Annotated in this window: 12 protein-coding genes; 7 read left to right on the top strand and 5 right to left on the bottom strand. The window is 31.7% G+C overall.

Annotation, left to right across the window (positions count from 1 at the left end; translation table 11 throughout):
- Positions 1–27: 27 nt before the first annotated feature.
- From DFQ09_RS00240 to DFQ09_RS00225, 4 genes are all read right to left on the bottom strand, one after another.
- A complete protein-coding gene (locus DFQ09_RS00240; RefSeq protein WP_115807589.1) occupies positions 28–492 on the bottom strand; it encodes a GNAT family N-acetyltransferase in 465 nt (154 codons plus the stop codon).
- Entirely contained in the window at positions 489–1,349 is an 861-nt protein-coding gene (locus DFQ09_RS00235) for a hypothetical protein (RefSeq protein ID WP_115807588.1), read from the bottom strand. The genes DFQ09_RS00240 and DFQ09_RS00235 overlap by 4 nt, the downstream gene beginning before the upstream one ends.
- Before the next feature lie 72 nt (positions 1,350–1,421).
- Entirely contained in the window at positions 1,422–2,234 is an 813-nt protein-coding gene (kdsA, locus tag DFQ09_RS00230) for a 3-deoxy-8-phosphooctulonate synthase (RefSeq protein WP_218845007.1), read from the bottom strand.
- A 189-nt stretch (positions 2,235–2,423) separates the two neighbouring features.
- Positions 2,424–2,783, bottom strand: coding sequence for a hypothetical protein (locus DFQ09_RS00225; protein ID WP_115807587.1), 360 nt, complete (start codon positions 2,781–2,783; stop codon positions 2,424–2,426).
- A gap of 210 nt (positions 2,784–2,993) precedes the next feature.
- Here DFQ09_RS00225 and typA point away from each other — a divergent pair, with 210 nt between their 5' ends.
- The 6 genes from typA (at position 2,994) to DFQ09_RS00195 (ending at position 10,744) form a co-directional block, all read left to right on the top strand.
- Complete coding sequence (gene typA / locus DFQ09_RS00220; protein WP_115807586.1) at positions 2,994–4,790, top strand: translational GTPase TypA; 1,797 nt, start codon at positions 2,994–2,996, stop codon at positions 4,788–4,790.
- 317 nt (positions 4,791–5,107) lie between these two features.
- Positions 5,108–5,980: a GNAT family N-acetyltransferase gene (locus DFQ09_RS00215; RefSeq protein ID WP_147298299.1), complete on the top strand. Its 873-nt coding sequence runs from the start codon at positions 5,108–5,110 to the stop codon at positions 5,978–5,980.
- Between the two features lie 181 nt (positions 5,981–6,161).
- Positions 6,162–7,301 (top strand): DegT/DnrJ/EryC1/StrS family aminotransferase, encoded by a 1,140-nt coding sequence (locus DFQ09_RS00210; protein ID WP_115807584.1) that lies wholly within the window; start codon positions 6,162–6,164, stop codon positions 7,299–7,301.
- Positions 7,302–8,612 (top strand): O-antigen translocase, encoded by a 1,311-nt coding sequence (locus DFQ09_RS00205; RefSeq protein WP_115807583.1) that lies wholly within the window; start codon positions 7,302–7,304, stop codon positions 8,610–8,612.
- A gap of 10 nt (positions 8,613–8,622) precedes the next feature.
- Entirely contained in the window at positions 8,623–9,927 is a 1,305-nt protein-coding gene (locus tag DFQ09_RS00200; protein ID WP_115807582.1) for an O-antigen translocase, read from the top strand.
- Entirely contained in the window at positions 9,911–10,744 is an 834-nt protein-coding gene (locus tag DFQ09_RS00195) for a phytanoyl-CoA dioxygenase family protein (protein WP_115807581.1), read from the top strand. Before DFQ09_RS00200 ends, DFQ09_RS00195 begins: the two co-directional genes overlap by 17 nt.
- Here the strand turns inward: DFQ09_RS00195 and DFQ09_RS00190 are convergent.
- On the bottom strand, positions 10,741–11,874 hold the full coding sequence (locus DFQ09_RS00190; protein WP_115807580.1) for a glycosyltransferase: 1,134 nt from the start codon (positions 11,872–11,874) through the stop codon (positions 10,741–10,743). The genes DFQ09_RS00195 and DFQ09_RS00190 overlap by 4 nt on opposite strands.
- A 121-nt stretch (positions 11,875–11,995) precedes the next feature.
- Between DFQ09_RS00190 and DFQ09_RS00185 the strand changes: the two genes are divergently transcribed.
- Entirely contained in the window at positions 11,996–13,078 is a 1,083-nt protein-coding gene (locus tag DFQ09_RS00185) for a glycosyltransferase (RefSeq protein WP_115807579.1), read from the top strand.
- The last annotated feature ends 8 nt before the right edge of the window (positions 13,079–13,086 follow it).

Genomic DNA, 13,086 nt, shown 5'->3' with positions numbered 1-13,086 from the left:
GCCTCTATCTACTGTATGATTTTTACTTTATAGTTGCTTTTCTACCAGGTAATTTTCAAAGCCAGCGCCTTTAACATTCTTGTTTTGTTTTTTAAGAACTTCAAAGTATTTATTGTCAAAAAAAGGTAAAGCTGTTTTGCTGACGTCAGATTTCAGGACTTCAAAATCATTCATCATCACTTGAGATTCTATAATCCGTAATAGTTTTGAACCCACCCCTTGGCGTTGATGGTCTTTATGAACAAATAATCCATCTAAATAATTGCCGTTTTTTAAGTAGGCAAAACCAACCATATTGTTTTCGATTTCAGCAATAATAAAATAGAATTTATCGATTCGTTTTTCCCACTCTTCAACATCGTCAGCACCAGAAGACCAAGCATTAACTTGCTTTTCAGAATAATGTTTCTTATTAATATGAGTAATAGTATCTCTAAAAAGTGAAGTGATTTCAGGAATATCTTCTAATGTTGCGGGTCTTATTTGTATCATTTTTTTAATTTAAATATACTACCAAAAGAGACCACACGCTGAAAAAAGTAAAAACTTTGCTCTGCATGATCTGCTGAATCATTGGTTGTTCTTATATTATTCATATCAATATAGCCACCTTTTGCATTTAATTGTATAAAAAAGTGTTTAAAGAATGTGAGATTTAATCCAATATTAGCAGATAATCCATAACCTGACACATGAAATTGATCGTATCTATCCTTTTGTAACAATGTTGTATTCGTTCTAGGAAATAAAAGACCTCCTCCGATACCTTCGGTTATATTGACTTGAAATTTATCTGTATCGTTTATATGAAATAATGATGAAATATCATCATATCTTGCAATTTCGGTGTAGATAAAGTTGAGACCGTCCGTGTGTTCAAATTTTAATAAATCACTAGAAATAAATACATTTTCATCGTTAAACTCACCGTTATAATTGCTTCCAGGTTCATTGTCTGGTAAATTAATATAGCCGTTTACATTTCTATTTCTGTCTCTATTCATAACATATTTCATGTGGTCTAAACCAATTGAAACGGTGTAATGATCTGAAATAAAATAACCCAATTTGGCATTTGTTTGAGGGATGGTCATTCGAGTAGGATTTATATAATCGATATGCCAACCTTTAGGTTTGTCTTTTGCTGTAGCATCACTTATCGTAAAATCGTAATCTTCACCTTTAAAGCGAATATCCGATTTTGAATAGGCTCCTCTATTTCCGCCCCAGCTAATAAATAATTTTCCTTTATTAGAGGTTGAGTATTTTAGTGTTCTTTGAGTTTGGCTGTATGTTATTGTACATAACAAAGTGAATCCTAAGTTTAGAATTCTATTTAAATAGTTCATAAGATAACTTCCGTAAGGATAAGGGTAGACGTTAATCTAATCGCTTACTTACAATAGTTGTGAAAATAGAAGTTATAATGAGTTAATTGTTTTTCTAATAGCAACTAAATTAGATAATAAGCTTTCCAAATTATCTAAGTGTAACATGTTGGCTCCATCACTTTTTGCATTTGCGGGGTCAAAATGTGTTTCAATAAACAAACCGTCGACGTTATTAACGACACCAGCTCTTGCAATTGTCTCAATCATATCTGGTCGTCCTCCGGTAACACCAATACTTTGATTAGGCTGTTGTAATGAGTGGGTAACGTCTAAAACTGTTGGGGCATATTGGCGCATGGTTGGGATACCTCTAAAATCTACAATCATGTCTTGGTAACCAAACATGGTACCACGATCTGTAATCCAAGCTTTATCATTGCCAGCATCTTTAACTTTTTGAACGGCATGCTTCATCGCTTCAGGACTCATAAATTGTCCCTTCTTTAAATTAACAACTTTTCCGGTTTCGGCAGCAGCAACTACTAAATCTGTTTGTCTCACCAAAAATGCAGGAATCTGTAAAACATCTACATATTCTGCAGCCATTGCAGCATCAGATACTTCGTGGATATCGGTTACTGTTGGGACGTCAAAAGTTTCAGAAACTTTTCTGAGAATTTTTAAAGCTTTTTCGTTTCCAATACCTGTAAAACTATCAATTCTACTACGATTCGCTTTTTTAAAACTACCTTTAAAAACGTAAGGGATTTCAAGTTTATCTGTAATTTTTATGACTTTCTCGGCAATACGTAATGCCATATCTTCACCTTCAATAGCGCAAGGGCCGCAAAGTAAAAAGAAGTTATTGGAATCAGTATGTTTTAATTTTGGAATTGATATCAAAGCTTTAGACTTAAAATTAGTAAGGTACAAAGATACGATTATGTATGTTTAGATGAAACTATGATTAATGGATATTAAGTTTCAAAGTTTCAAAGTTTCAAAGTTTCAAAGTTTCAAAAGTTCGATACTTTGCGTTTTTGCAAATTTGTATTTTTTTTACTTAGCCATCAATAAGTCTTCCGTATTCAATTAAAAGACCTTCTTAATACTATTTCTCACAATCCATAGTGACATTACAAAGTTTCCAATAACTAAAAGCCCTCCATAAAATAGTAGTTTTTTTGAGGTTTCGGTCCAATGAATAATGTTAAGTAAATCAAATACATAAGCTAGAATTAAGTAAGAAGACAAGCACACAAAAATAATTCCTAAAGAGAAATTTAATTTTCTATTTGGTTTAATTAGTTGCCATAAAAACGGAATTCCAAATAATAATATAGGATAAGCAGAAATGCCTTCACTTTTATTCATGGTTGTAAACCAATATATAATTACCGACAAAAAATAGAGGTAAGGGATAAATTTGGTGTATTTGCTAAGAGTTTTCATCTGTTAATTTTTTAGAGTTCAGATTAGCCTAAAAAAGGCAGTTTTAGTTGCCTAGTTAGCGGTAGGTTTTGTAGGGAAGGCTTTACCTGTTAATCAATTATTTAACGTAAGATACGGCTTCAAATTATTTGATAATAAAATTATAACATATAATTAACGGAAAAAGAAGAATAAAACGTACATTTGCACGCTTAAAAATCAGCATCAGTTATGACCAAGATTAAAAATATTGCAATTATTGCGCACGTCGATCACGGAAAGACAACATTGGTAGATAAGATTATGTATCACTGTCAATTATTCCGTGAAAACGAAAATACAGGAGACTTAATTCTAGACAACAATGATCTAGAAAGAGAAAGAGGTATTACAATTACTTCTAAAAATGTTTCTGTAGTATACAAAGATACGAAGATCAACATTATTGATACACCTGGTCACGCCGATTTTGGAGGTGAAGTAGAACGTGTATTAAACATGGCTGATGGTGTTGTGTTATTGGTAGATGCTTTTGAAGGGCCAATGCCACAAACACGTTTTGTATTACAAAAAGCAATTGATTTAGGTTTAAAGCCTTGTGTAGTTATCAATAAAGTGGATAAAGAAAACTGTACTCCAGATGAAGTACATGAAAAAGTTTTCGATCTAATGTTTGAACTTGGTGCTGAAGAGTGGCAGTTAGATTTCCCAACCGTTTATGGTTCTGCAAAGAACAACTGGATGAGTGATGATTGGAAAAATGAAACTAAAAATGTTGAGCCATTATTAGATATGGTAATTGAGCATGTGCCAACTCCAGAATTTGAGAAAGGAACAACTCAAATGTTAATTACATCTTTAGATTTCTCTTCTTTTACTGGTCGTATCGCTATTGGTCGTGTACAAAGAGGTAACATCGTAGAAGGACAACAAATCGCTTTAGTAAAAAGAGATGGTTCAATCGTAAAAAGTAGAATTAAAGAAGTATTCATTTTTGAAGGTTTAGGACGTAAGAAAGTTCAAAGCGTTGAAACTGGAGATATTTGTGCACTTGTTGGTGTTGAAGGATTTGAAATTGGAGATACTGTTTCGGATTTAGAAAATCCTGAAGGTTTAAAATCTATTGCGATAGATGAACCAACAATGAGTATGTTATTTACAATTAACGATTCTCCTTTCTTTGGTAAAGACGGAAAATTTGTAACATCTCGTCATATTAAAGATCGTTTAGAAAAAGAATTAGAGAAAAACTTAGCGCTTAAGTTAGGTGAAACAGGTAGTGCAGATAAATTCATGGTTTTTGGTCGTGGTGTATTACACTTATCGGTATTAATCGAAACGATGCGTCGTGAAGGTTATGAATTACAAATTGGACAACCACAAGTAATCATCAAGGAGATTGATGGTGTTAAATGTGAACCAATTGAAGAGTTAACAATTGACCTTCCTGAGACGGTATCTGGTAGAGCTGTAGAGTTTGTTACTAAGCGTAAAGGTGAGTTACTAAGTATGGTAACTAAAGGTGAGCGTATGATTTGTGAGTTTATGATTCCTTCTCGTGGTATTATTGGTTTACGTAACCAATTACTAACAGCAACTGCTGGTGAGGCAATTATGGCACACCGTTTTAAAGAATACCAGCCTTATAAAGGTGATATTCCTGGACGTATTTCTGGATCTTTAATCTCTATGGAAAACGGAACAGCGATTCCTTATTCAATTGATAAATTACAAGATAGAGGTAAGTTCTTTGTTGAGCCAGGGGAAAGTATTTATGAAGGACAAGTGATCGGAGAAAATTCTCGTCAAGATGATATGTCTGTAAACATTACAAAAGCTAAAAAGCAGAGTAATGTACGTAGTTCTGGAGCAGATGATAAAGCTAAGATTGTACCAGCAATTAAGTTTTCTTTAGAAGAAGCTTTAGAATATATTCAGAAAGATGAGTATGTTGAGGTAACTCCAAACTCTTTAAGATTACGTAAAATCTATTTGAAAGAAACAGATCGTAAGCGTAATAAAATATAATCTACTAAGATTTATTATATATTTGAAAAGAGAAACATTGAAAAATGTTTCTCTTTTTTTGTTTTATAAATTCAGGAAAACAAACACGTTAATCACTCATTGGGTTTTGCTTATAATCTGGTTAATTATTTCCTTGTCGCTTCAATAATTACTCTGTATTAATAAACTTAACTCATAGTTTTTTGTTTACTTTGGTGTCTAACTAAATAGTCAACATTATTTTCTCAGTAAAAAAATATCACTCTAGCTTACAATCGGAATGGGATGCGTTTGTGAAAGAGGCTAAGAATGCGACATTCTTGTTTCAACGTGGTTTTATGGATTATCACAATGATCGTTTTGAGGATTTTTCAATAATGATCTATAAAGATGATCAGTTGTATGCGTTACTTCCTGCAAATAGTGTTGAGGATAAAGTAATTTCTCATCAAGGCCTAACTTATGGGAGCTTTGTGCTTCAAGATAAATCTAAATTCTTTTATGCTTTTGAAGCTTTTAAAGCGATGCTTGCTTTTTATGAATTAGAAGGGATTAAGCAACTCGAAATAAAAGTGATACCCACGTTTTATAATAGTATGCCAGCAGATGAATTGGACTATTTCCTTTATAAAGCTAACGCACAATTATTAAAAAAAGATGTGCTAATGGTCATTGATTATGCTCATAAATTACGTTTTCAAAAAAATAGAAGAGAAGGTATCAATAAAGCCTTAAGATCTGGACTAAAACTTAAAGTAGATACAAATTTCAGCGAGTTTTGGAATTCAGTTTTAATACCAAATCTAGATAAGAAACATGGTGTAAAACCAGTCCATTCTTTAGAAGAAATAGAATTATTGGCGACGCGTTTTCCAGATAATATCAAACAGGTCAACATCTATAAAGATGGTAAAGTTGTCGCAGGATCAACCGTTTTTTTAACTAAAACAACTGTTCATCCTCAGTATGTTTCTGGTAATGCTGATAAAAATGCATACGGCAGTCTCGATTTGGCTTATGATTTTATAATCAATGAAATGTGCGATGATAAGCGTTATTTTGATTTTAATATTTCGAGTGAAGATAACGGGAATAAGATTAATGAAGGCCTCATCTTTTGGAAAGAAAGCTGTGGTGCACGAAGTTATACGGCTAACACGTATCTGTTAGAGACGTCTAGTCATAAAATTTTGGATATACCTAAAACATAAGTTTATTTTTCTTCCTTATAATTCAAATAATTATGAACTAATTAAAATGAGTATTATATAAGGTTGTTGAAATCTAATTAATTAAAGTTTTAATTTAATCAATTGTTGTTTTATATTTCACAGACTTATCTGATTAGTTAATTGTACAACGAAGAGATATGTCCTTTCAATTTTTAAATTTATGATTAAGTTTTTAGATTTATATAAGATCAATAACCGCTTTAGAGACGAGTTTCAAGCGTCGTTTAGTAAATCTTTAGACGATGCCCATTTTATTCTAGGAAATAACGTTACCAATTTTGAAAACGAGTTTGCCAACTATTGTGGTACAAAATTCTGCATTGGTACAGGTAATGGATTGGATGCCTTAACTCTGATCTTAAAAGGCTATATAGAACTCGGTAAGCTAAAAAAAGGAGATAAGGTTATTGTACCTGCCAACACATTTATTGCAACAATCTTATCGGTTATACATGCGGATTTGATTCCTGTTTTGGTGGAGCCCAATCCAGATACATATACGATTTCTGTCGATACAGATAAGGCCATATTTGTTGATGCTAAAGCCATTATAATGGTTCATTTATATGGTCAATTGGCAGATGTTGAAGGCTTACAACAAATAGCTAAAGATTTTAATTTACTTTTATTTGAAGACGCAGCCCAAGCACACGGAGCCATTCTAAATTCCAAAAAGAATAGTTCAAATTCGATTGCAGATTCAATTTCAAATTCAGCTAAAGCAGGTAACCTTTCAGATGCGGCAGCATTTAGCTTCTATCCGAGTAAAAATTTAGGAGCACTTGGAGATGGTGGAGCCATAACAACTAACGATTCAGAATTAGTTACTGTCATTAAGTTATTGCGAAATTACGGTAGTGAAGAAAAGTACACTAATAAAATTATTGGTTTTAATAGTCGTTTAGATGATATGCAAGCGGCATTTTTAAGCATAAAATTGAAGACCTTAGACAACGATAATGATAGACGTAGGGAAATTGCTAAGGCTTACTTAAATGGCATTAAAAACCCAAAGCTAAAATTACCACTTTATGATGGTAGCAAGAATCATATATTTTATGCTTTTGTCGTTGAGGTTGATGATAGAGCTGATTTTATAAAGTTTCTAGATGCCAATCAAATAGAATGGTTGATTCATTATCCTATACCACCGCATCAACAAGAGGCTTTGCGTTCTTTTTCGTGTTTTAATCTTCCACTTACGGAAAATATTCATAAAAGAATTATAAGTTTGCCTATGAGTCCTGTGATGATAGATAAAGATATTCAGTCGGTTATCTCGGCTTTAAACACATATTAATTGAAAAAGTTTTTTAATTACATCAATAGCGAAGTTTTAGTAAAGGCAGCAAGTTTAAACTTAGCCAATATTAGTCTCAGAATTTTAGCAGGTATTTTAATTTCTAAATTTATTGCCGTATACATTGGTCCACAGGGGATGGCACTTATTGGAAATTTGCGAAATTTTATGAGCGGTCTGCAGTCGTTATCGATTTCAGGACTTTATAAAGGTGTTGTTAAGTTTGTAAGTCAGGTTAAAAATGATTCGGTTGAGCTTACAAAAACCTTATCCACTGTCTTTTATTTAGGGTTTTTCTCGTCTACTTTCCTCGCTTTTTTATGTTATTACAATGCTCAGTTTATAAATGATATTATTTTTTCGTCAAATTATAGATATACATATATCATTAAAACGCTTGCCATTATTTTGCCTTTCTATGCTTTAAATATGTTTACCTTTTCTATTATGAACGGGTTTTCTAAGCACAAATATTTGTTGCTTATAAATGTTTTAGGTCAAGTTCTTGGGCTTTTAGTAACGTTAATTCTCATATATCAAGAAAATATAGATGGTGCATTAATAGCCATAGTGATTACGCCTGCGCTTAATTTGCTTATAACTATTGTTGGTATAGCGTTTAGACGCAGTTTAATGTCATTTGTTAAGATTACACAAATAAGTCTGTCGGTCTTAAAGAAATTAAGTCCTTATATGATTATGGCGTTGGTTAGTGCTATTGCAATACCAATTGTGATGATTATAATTAGAAATTATCTTATTGACGAAGTTGGTATTAAAGCCGCAGGCCATTGGACAGCAATGACAAGAGTTTCAGATTATTATTTGATGTTTATCAATTCGTTGACGGCACTTTATATTTTGCCTCGTTTTTCTGAAATTAATTCTAAACGCGATTTTAGAAAGGAAGTATTTAGTTTCTACAAGAGTATTATGCCTGCATTTTTGGTATTACTATTAATTATTTACTTAAGCAGATCTCTATTAATAAACATATTGTTTACCGAAGATTTTAGACCAGTAGAAGATTTATTTGGGTATCAGATCTTAGGTGATATTGCACGTGTACTTTCTATGGTTATAGCCTATCAGTTTTTAGCGAAAAAGATGTTTGCACATTTCTTAATTCTAGAAGTGTTTTTATTCATAATGATGTACTTTTCTAGTATTTATCTCATTGATGAGTTTGGATTACAAGGAGCTGTAATGGGACATTGCTTGAGTTATTTTATGTACTTCGGAATAATATTATTACTCTTTAGTAGTTCTTTATTTGGGGTTTTAACTGAAGATGGTATAGAAGGATATTAAAAGCAAACACGTGAAACTTCCAAAATTTATTAGTAGTAATATAGTGCTTAAAATTACCTCGCTTAATGCAGTGGTGATTACTATTAGACTAATTGTTTCTGCATTTGTTCAGCGTTTACTTGCGGTTACTGTTGGCGAAGCTGGCTATGCAAGTATTGGTCAGGTACGAAATGTATTGGCGATGCTTACAAGCACATCTACTCTAGGGACTTTTAATGGAGTTGTTAAATATGTCGCAGAATTTAAAAAGGATCAGCCAGAACTTTCTAAGCTATTTTCTACTGTTAGTGTTTTTGCAATAGTTGGCTCAATGCTTTCTGCGGCGATATTATTTTTAGGAGCATCGTTCTTATCCGATTATCTGTTTCAATCTCAAGAGTATATTTATATTTTTCAATTGTTTGCTGCTATTGTGCCATTTATTGCTGTTGGTAGAGTTACCAATGCGGTGGTTAGTGGGTTGTCGGATTATAAACGCTATGCTAAAATTGAACTCATAAGTTATCTTCTAGCAACAGTGGCCCTTGTTATTGGTGTATATACTTCAGAATTAAAAGGAGTAATCATTGCTATTGCACTAGCACCAGTAATTCAGTTAGTTGTTTTGGCCTTTGTCTTTGGAAAAACCCTGAAAACCTATGTGAAATTTAAGTCTTTAAATTTCAGTCTCATTTATAAAAATAAATTATTGGCATTTACATTAATGTCTTTTATTTCTACGTTTTTGTTGAATTATATTGAGTTGAATATAAGAACTCTAGTCACTGATGAATTAAACATTAATGAAGCTGGGTATTGGACAGCAATTACATTTATTTCTAAAAACTATATGGTGTTCGCTACAGGATTATTTACACTGTATGTATTACCAAAATTCGCGAGTATCCATAATAAGCATGAGTTTAAGATTGAAGTACTCAATATTTATAAAACCATTTTGCCGATTTTTGGATTAGGAATGCTTTTGGTTTATATCCTGAAAGATTATATTATTCTATTAATTTATCCAGATTTCACAGGAATGGAACCTTTGTTTAAATGGCAATTATTAGGTGATTTTGTAAGATTAGGAGCCTTAGTCTTATCACATCAGTTTTTAGCGAAACGTTTAGTAAAAAGTTTTGTAATTACTGAAATAGCGTCTTTAGCATTGTTTTTTGTATTGTCTAAAGTGTTTATTCAGTATTATGGTACCGAAGGGATTGTAATTGCTCATTTTGTGAGGTACATTCTTTATTTTATAATGGTCTTTTTTGTTATAAAAATATATTTCAGTAATCAAAAAAATAATTTCACCGATGGAAAAAACATGTAAAATATTTATTGATAATCAACCTTTTGAATTTAAGGTTGAAGGTGATTTTTTTTGGGGGAAACCAGAATTACTTTACCCACAGGAAGATAATGTTTTGTCTAAAATGGAGTGGGAAAATGAAGGTTTTAATATCGTGAAAGCATTTGAAAATCAAGATTTTTTAAAGCTTCAAGAATCTGTAAAAAATATTATAATTGAAGCTTTAAAGGCTAATAATGTCGGTGTAGATAATAAATTATTTGATTTAAAGGATTATCACAAATTTGTGACTACAGATGCATTACATAATCAGGTAATTTCTATAACTCGTAATCTTGAAACCTTAGATTTTGATTTTGATATTGACTTGTTAGCAAAACGGTTTGGGGACATTTTGGGTTACAAATTGACATCTTATGTAGAGGAATTAAAAAAATCACATATTCAAATAAGAATAAGCAGACCAAAGTCGTTGGATATAAATCCACCACACAGAGATGGTTATTTGAGTTATTGGGAAGATATTATTAATGTTTGGTTACCTATAGCAGGTTGTAATGAAAAATCGTCTTTACCAGTAGTAGCAAAAAGCCACCTTATACCAGAAAACGAAATTTTAAGAACAGAAAGTAAGGGCGCAAAAATTAACGGTAATATTTATTATGTGCCCTGTATTTTGGAGACAAAATCTGGAGTCATAAAGATGACAAGACCAAACCCTAAGGAAAGTGAAGCCTTATTATTTTCTCCATTTTTAATTCATGGTGCTGCCGTAAACGAAAATGAAGATATTACAAGAGTTTCTTTAGAACTTCGATTTCCAAAACAAAAAAATTAAGACCATTTTTCTAAAAATAATTTCGCATTCTCGGTATGGTCATGATACTGTTTTACAAACTGACGTGCATTCTTAGAAATGTTAATTATTTTTTCAGGGTTTTCAATTAGCCATTCTAGTTTAGAGGCAATCTCCTTAGCGTCTGGTAACGCATTTATGGCAATAGTATTGGGTGTAACATTATAATAGTCCTCCCATTCCTTTTCAGCGCCTGTAAACACTACTTTTCCTTTTGCCATAGCTTCTAAGGCATTATAGCCTTGGTCATAAGCATAGACTTGATCTAGTAAGATATGAGCAGTGTCAAAAGCTGTAATGTATTCTTTATAAGGTAAATTTTCAACTTTAATTATATTGACTTTTGTTTTGTATTTAGCATCAATTAGATCTAATGCAGCATCAAAAATGTCATTTCCTTTTTTATAATAGTTGGCTCTGTTGATGCCATGAAAAATAGTTATTTTTTTCTCTATATTAGGTGCCTGATAAGGTATACTATCTACATTTATAACATGAGGAATCATTCCTAAATGTTTTTTATGGTTTTGTAAAGGAATGTAATAATCGAGATCAGAACTAATAACTCCTTCAATTTTATTGTAAATATGATGGTGTAATTTTACAAATTCAGGTGTTAAATATTTTAAACCTAACGCGAAATCTGTAGGCTTTACACGACCTTCAAAATAAGGGGTATGTATGGAGTATCTAAATTTTTTATCTATCGAGAATTTTACGCTAGAGTAGTCTGTACCACAAGATAATATGTATGCTTTCTTGTTCCAGCTAGTTAATAAATCAAATACGTTTTGTTCATCTTTAGCCGAACAGAGAAAAGAAGATTCATTTATAAATTGGACAACATCAAAGTTTTCTAATTGCGCTTTATGTTTTAATAATTGCTTCTTTACATCAATAAAATGTAAGTCTATTTTAAACAAACGGATCATTAAAGATCTCACTTTTTGTAATGGTCCTATTCTAAATTTTTGATTTATTTCTATATCAACATCAATTTTTTTGAACCCATCATCCATGCCAACAACAATTGCTTCATGTCCTAAATTTTGCAGCCCTTCTTTTAAATATCTATGTGACCTGTTGTATTCGCCAACCAATAAAACTCTCATGTGTAGATTCTAATTATTGTAATCAAAGTTAAGGAACATCTCAAGAATAATCTAGTTAGAATAGCATTGAAATATAGATGTTTCATTTATATCGTTACATTTGTCTTAAAGATAATCGTTAATGCCAAAAGCTAAGAATAAAAAGATTTGTATTGTTGTTTCTTCCTTGGGTAAAGGCGGCGCAGAACGCTCTTCTGGCTTATTATCGCAAATACTTTTTGATGTTGGTTATGATGTGCACGTAGTTAGTGTGCTTAATGATATAGAATTTCCATACAAAGGGAAACTGCTTAACCTTGGAGAATTAAAGGATGAAAATGATACCACCTTTGGAAGATTTAAAAGATTAAGAATTTTAAAAGCCTATTTAAAACAGCATAACTTTGATTATGTCATTGATAATAGAACAAGAATTGGGACTTTAAAAGAATATATTATTTCACAGTTCATCTACAATCCTAAGAAAACGATTTATTGTGTTAGAAGTTATAATGTAGATTTATACATCAATCCTAATCGATTTTTAGGAAAATTAATATATAGTAATGCCTATAAAATTGTTGGTGTTTCTAAGCTTATTGCTCAAAAAGTAAAGGAAGATTATGGGGTAAGCAATGTCACTTCTATTTATAATGCAATTAACTTTAAAACTGAAGTGATAACAACGGAAACAACTGAGGACTATATCCTGTTTTTTGGACGCTTAGATGATGATGTAAAAAATATTTCGTTGCTGTTAGATGGCTACTCAAAATCAAATTTACCGAGTCAGAATATTAAACTTAAAATTTTAGGAGACGGTAAAGATTTAGAGAAATTAATAAGTAAAACTAAAGATCTTTATTTAGACGCTTCTGTAGAGTTTCTAGGTTACAGTCCTAATCCTTCAGCAGTAGTTAAATCGGCGTTGTTTACAGTATTAACAAGTAGGTATGAAGGTTTTCCTAGATCGATTATAGAATCCATGGGGTTGGAAACTCCTGTGATTTCAGTCGATTGTAAATCTGGTCCAAATGAAATTATTCAAAATAATCACAATGGTCTTTTGATAGTAAATTATAATTCAGATGCATTAGCAGAGGCGATGAACCGCCTTTTTGAAGATAAAGATTTATACTTGCATTGTAAACAGAATTCTAAATTGAGTGTTTCGCAGTTTTCGGAAGAAAATATAGCAGCACAATGGCAATCTATTTTAAAGTAAAACCTTAA

This window comes from Winogradskyella pacifica (genome assembly GCF_003386275.1).
In the GTDB taxonomy this organism is placed as follows: Bacteria; Bacteroidota; Bacteroidia; order Flavobacteriales; family Flavobacteriaceae; genus Winogradskyella; species Winogradskyella pacifica.
The sequence above is the reverse complement of the archived record's forward strand: the minus strand, read 5'-3'. Positions and strand labels throughout refer to the sequence as shown.

Excerpts from the sequence above, each read along its gene's own strand:
- DFQ09_RS00235 (WP_115807588.1), bottom strand. The coding sequence starts at position 1,349 with ATGAACTATTTAAATAGAATTCTAAACTTAGGATTCACTTTGTTATGT.
- DFQ09_RS00195 (WP_115807581.1), top strand. The coding sequence starts at position 9,911 with ATGGAAAAAACATGTAAAATATTTATTGATAATCAACCTTTTGAATTT.
- DFQ09_RS00240 (WP_115807589.1), bottom strand. The coding sequence starts at position 492 with ATGATACAAATAAGACCCGCAACATTAGAAGATATTCCTGAAATCACT.
- DFQ09_RS00190 (WP_115807580.1), bottom strand. The coding sequence starts at position 11,874 with ATGAGAGTTTTATTGGTTGGCGAATACAACAGGTCACATAGATATTTA.
- typA (WP_115807586.1), top strand. The coding sequence starts at position 2,994 with ATGACCAAGATTAAAAATATTGCAATTATTGCGCACGTCGATCACGGA.
- DFQ09_RS00210 (WP_115807584.1), top strand. The coding sequence starts at position 6,162 with ATGATTAAGTTTTTAGATTTATATAAGATCAATAACCGCTTTAGAGAC.
- DFQ09_RS00215 (WP_147298299.1), top strand. The coding sequence starts at position 5,108 with ATGGATTATCACAATGATCGTTTTGAGGATTTTTCAATAATGATCTAT.
- DFQ09_RS00185 (WP_115807579.1), top strand. The coding sequence starts at position 11,996 with ATGCCAAAAGCTAAGAATAAAAAGATTTGTATTGTTGTTTCTTCCTTG.
- DFQ09_RS00225 (WP_115807587.1), bottom strand. The coding sequence starts at position 2,783 with ATGAAAACTCTTAGCAAATACACCAAATTTATCCCTTACCTCTATTTT.